Genomic DNA, 3,919 nt, shown 5'->3' with positions numbered 1-3,919 from the left:
ATTTTATTTCATTATAAATAAAAGTACCCTATAAGAGAGACCTTTTTTCAAGTGTCTTTCTTATAGGGTACATTTTATTTTTACATAGCTTTTTTATTCTAAAGTCCATTTTTCAATACAATATACTTTCTTTTCCGTTGCATTTAGTCTCACCTTTTTACCAATGGCGATTGGGTGCATCGGGTGGGTATGACAAATATCAAATTCTGCTAACACTGGAATTTGATGACCATCCAATTGTTCTAATAAAAGATCATAAGGTTTCTTCCCTGTCCCTAAATCTTCATATTGTTCATGTTTGCCTAGAATAATGCCCCCTACTCGATCAAAAACTCCATGAAGTTTTAACATGGCAAAGTTTTTCTCCACAATGGATGCATTTTTCATACAATCTTCAATAAGCAAAATATCCCCATGTTTTATTTCCGGAAAATACGGCGTGCCAATAAATCCATACATTGCATTAACATTTCCACCAATTAATCTTCCTTCAACGTTGCCTGGAATAACGGTTTTCCATTCATTTGGATACAATGTTTTTTCCGTCGTTTTTTCTAACCAGTTGACCGGTTCATCGGACCAAAATGTTGGTAGTGGAATTTCATAAGGAGGATTATTTTCAGCCATAAAATATTGTTCAAAATAATGATATGTATCATTTACTAACGGTTCAAATTCCCCAAAGGATGGAATTAATGCCGGTCCATAATAAGTTGGGATACCTGTTTTTGAATATAAAGCTAATAATATAGCCGTTGCATCGGAATACCCTAGGATATATTTAGGGTGGCTCCTGAATGCTTCGTAATCGATATACGGAAGCATACTATTAGAATTGGTCCCCCCTATCGTCGACATGACCATTTTTATTTCTGGATTACGTAACAATTCATTTAACTCGTCTGCCCGTTCCTTAGGCGTTCCTGAACGGTAATAGTCGATTTGGCCCGTTAACTTCCCTTCCACTAGTTCAAAACCCTTTGATTGTAAAAAGGCTTTTGCCCGTTCAAATCGTTCCCGAGCTGTTACCGTTGCTGGAGATGAAGGGGTAAAAATGCCGATCTTGTCACCTTTTTTTAAAACCATTTATACCGACCCCTTATTTCTTATGAATTATTTGATAGATGACAGAAACATTGTAACGTGTGGTCATTTACCATCCCTACCGCTTGCATATAGGAATAACAAATTGTACTGCCAACAAATTTAAAGCCGTCCTTTTTCAATTTTTTACTCATGGCATCACTAATTTCCGTTGTAACAGGGACTTCCTTTACGGAGGCCCAATGATTAATGATTGGTTGGTGATTGACAAAGCTCCATATGTATTTTGCAAAGGATCCGTATTGTTCTTGAATTTTTAAGAAGGCTTTTGCATTCGTTACAACACTTTGTATTTTCAATTTGTTTCGTACAATACCGGGATTTTCTTTTAACTCCTGCAATTTTTCTTCTGTATAGCGGACAATTTTTTCTGCATCGAAATTGTCAAAGGCTACTCGGTAGTTTTCCCGTTTTTGTAAAATAGTCCACCAACTAAGACCGGCTTGAGCTCCTTCTAGACATAGCATTTCAAACAGTTTTTGATCATCATAAACAGGGACTCCCCATTCGTTATCGTGGTATTGTATATATAAAGGTTCTTTTGTAACCCAATGGCATCGATTTGTCATAATAACTCCTTCTTTATTTAACTTTTGGTTTAGGTACTCTTACTAATAAAATTATTGCGATTATTGTCATCACAATAACAAATATACCATTCCCAACATTTGCTTCTCCAAAAATCATGTATAACAACCGGTCAAATGTTGGTATCCCTAACCATTGGAAAATAATTGGTATAATAATTATTCCGACTAAAATCCCCGAAACAAAGTACCAAATATGCTTTTTCTCCACTAATATCTCCCCATTCCACAATGTGTTAATTATTCTAAATAATCTTCAATTAAATTGGAATTTAAATATCTTGCCATGCCTGTTTCCATTTTCTTAAAGCCTAGTTTCCTATAAAAACCTTCGTTCCTTTTTGTAGAAATAAGGTGAACACATGAAACCTGTTTTAATTGATTTAGTAAACTTTCTATTATGCGCTTCGCAATCCCATTTCTTTGAAATTTAGGATGTACGACCACATCATAAATAGCAGCGTTGAAGACATGGTCTGTTATAGCTCGGCTAAAACCTACTACTTCCCCCTTCACAGTAGCAAAAACATAAACATTACTTGCTTCAAATACTTGTTCAATAATTGCTTCTGTATGTTTCTCCCACCCAACAGCCTTATAAATTACCTCCAATTGATTAAGGGAAACTTTACTAAAATCATGATGAATCTCGATCAAATTCAATTTCACCTCACAAATTTAAAGAGAAGAGAACCACTTACTCGCTGTTAATCATTCGTTCTAGTAATGAAATAATTTGTTTGTTTTGTTCGACTTGAATATCGCTGTTTACTTTTATGATACGAATCCATCGAATAAGAAACGCAACAATAATAATAGGTAATACTGTAATGACCGCAGCAATAAATTCTCCCATTCCCATCACCTCTAACCATTCTTATAAATTCGTTTATCGTTGTAAGGGCATAAAGGCAGAAGGATTTAATTCAACACTTTCAATGACTATGGCCGTTAACCCATGCACTGTTTTTGTTTCATGCCATTCATCCTGTTCCCAAAACACGGCATCACCAGCTTGAACTTTTATATATCCTTCTTTGTCATTGCGTACATATCCTTCACCATTTACGACTAATAGAAGTTGAGGAACGATAGCTTGATGGTAACCAATTACCCCATTTCCCTCTAAGTACATACAACCGATGTGGGTTTCCATATCCGTCTGAAGTACACGGGACATAATAAATTGGGATTGAAATTGGGTAATGCTTTTCCCGCAATGTTTACTAAAATCATAAAACTGCAAACGATTACCTCCCAAATACTAGACTATACATCACATATTCCAAATCTTTACCCGATAATCCTCTTTATTGAAAAAAATTTATTGAACGAATTACCGAAATTTCAGTCTTTTGTCTAACGTAAACTTTTTTAATTTGTATTAGTATTCATAACAAATACCGTTTAGGAGACTATTTTATGAAAATAAATAAAACGATATTATACATTCATAACCTTGAACAAATGATAAATTTCTATGGGGAAAAGTTAGGTTTTCCTATATTAGAAAAATCACCAAAAGGGTTTCAAATAGCTGTAGGTAACAGTATTCTTGCCTTTGAATTGATTTCACCAACGATATACAAACAATATCATTTTGCCTTTAATATTCCGAGCAATCTTTTTGACCTTGCGAAGGGTTGGATTCAAAAATACACACCGTTATTAACCAATCAAGGGGAGGATGAAGTTTTCTTTCAAAACATTAATGCTCACTCCCTTTACTTTTATGATCCTGAAGAAAATGTGGTGGAATTCATTGCCCGTCACGATATCAATCCTAAAGTGGAAGTTGACACATTTTCTGTACACACAATCATTGATATTGGCGAAATGAACCTAACAACTGATGATTTAATGTATGTCGGTAAACAGTTAATAACAATCGGCATTCCCGTTCGAAACAATGAAAAACTCGATGAAACATCCCTTAATTTTATGGGAGAAGCAGATGATGGTGTCCATCTTTTACTAGGACCTAGTAAGAGGAACTGGTTTTTCTCCACCAAAGATGCAATTGTTAGCCCAATCGTTATAGAGATAAATGACAACATTAAATTAGGCATTGATATTAACGGTCATTTTAAATGGGAGAAAATATAGTAAATAAAGAAAGAAAGAGCATTTCCCCTTTTGAACTGAACCCCGAATAGTGGACACTTTAAAAAAAGTGGACCTATTCGGGGTTTTTCTATTTTCTTCAATGAACTACCCCGTTATACTTA

7 protein-coding genes are annotated in these 3,919 nt (G+C 34.7%); 1 reads left to right on the top strand and 6 read right to left on the bottom strand.

Translation table 11 applies throughout. From position 1 onward, the window contains the following. Window positions 1–93: 93 nt before the first annotated feature. The 6 genes from H9636_RS18780 to H9636_RS18755 are packed head-to-tail and all read right to left on the bottom strand — an operon-like array spanning window position 94 to window position 2,937. Window positions 94–1,086, bottom strand: coding sequence for a S66 family peptidase (locus H9636_RS18780; protein WP_191709074.1), 993 nt, complete (start codon window positions 1,084–1,086; stop codon window positions 94–96). 20 nt (window positions 1,087–1,106) lie between these two features. Continuing rightward, window positions 1,107–1,673: a DNA-3-methyladenine glycosylase I gene (locus H9636_RS18775; protein ID WP_122970715.1), complete on the bottom strand. Its 567-nt coding sequence runs from the start codon at window positions 1,671–1,673 to the stop codon at window positions 1,107–1,109. Window positions 1,674–1,686: 13 nt separating this feature from the next. Beyond that, a complete protein-coding gene (locus H9636_RS18770; RefSeq protein ID WP_122970716.1) occupies window positions 1,687–1,902 on the bottom strand; it encodes a hypothetical protein in 216 nt (71 codons plus the stop codon). Window positions 1,903–1,931: 29 nt separating this feature from the next. Continuing rightward, entirely contained in the window at window positions 1,932–2,348 is a 417-nt protein-coding gene (locus H9636_RS18765; protein ID WP_122970717.1) for a GNAT family N-acetyltransferase, read from the bottom strand. 40 nt (window positions 2,349–2,388) lie between these two features. Then, window positions 2,389–2,547, bottom strand: coding sequence for a hypothetical protein (locus H9636_RS18760; RefSeq protein WP_191709073.1), 159 nt, complete (start codon window positions 2,545–2,547; stop codon window positions 2,389–2,391). A 33-nt stretch (window positions 2,548–2,580) separates the two neighbouring features. Further along, window positions 2,581–2,937, bottom strand: a complete 357-nt coding sequence (locus H9636_RS18755) for a cupin domain-containing protein (protein ID WP_122970718.1) — start codon at window positions 2,935–2,937, stop codon at window positions 2,581–2,583. Between the two features lie 176 nt (window positions 2,938–3,113). Here H9636_RS18755 and H9636_RS18750 point away from each other — a divergent pair, with 176 nt between their 5' ends. Beyond that, window positions 3,114–3,797, top strand: coding sequence for a hypothetical protein (locus H9636_RS18750; protein WP_122970719.1), 684 nt, complete (start codon window positions 3,114–3,116; stop codon window positions 3,795–3,797). Window positions 3,798–3,919: the final 122 nt, after the last annotated feature.

The organism is Ureibacillus galli, assembly GCF_014836845.1.
Taxonomy (GTDB): Bacteria; Bacillota; Bacilli; order Bacillales_A; family Planococcaceae; genus Ureibacillus; species Ureibacillus galli.
This window is presented reverse-complemented; position numbering and strand designations above follow the sequence as displayed.